1 pseudogene is annotated in these 236 nt (G+C 73.3%); it reads right to left on the minus strand.

What is annotated here, in order from left to right:
* Positions 1-100, minus strand: a pseudogene (locus tag RMT89_RS45405) (ABC transporter ATP-binding protein); the annotation flags it as partial.
* Positions 101-236: the final 136 nt, after the last annotated feature.

Raw genomic sequence — 236 nt, forward strand, 5'->3', positions numbered from 1 at the left:
GCTCGACGATCTGCTGGCCGGTGGCCTCGTCCAGATTGCCGGTCGGCTCGTCGGCGACGAGGATCCCGGGATCGGGCGCGAGCGCGCGCGCCAGCGCCACGCGCTGCTGCTCGCCCCGGACAGTTGCGCCGGATAGTGGTGCAGGCGATCCGCCAGCCCCACCGAGGTCAGCTCGCGCTCGGCGCGGTCGAAGGCGTCGCTGCGGTTGGCGAGCTCGAGCGGGACGGCGACGTTTT

It is taken from the genome of Streptomyces sp. P17 (assembly GCF_032436805.1).
Taxonomy (GTDB): Bacteria; Actinomycetota; Actinomycetes; order Streptomycetales; family Streptomycetaceae; genus Streptomyces.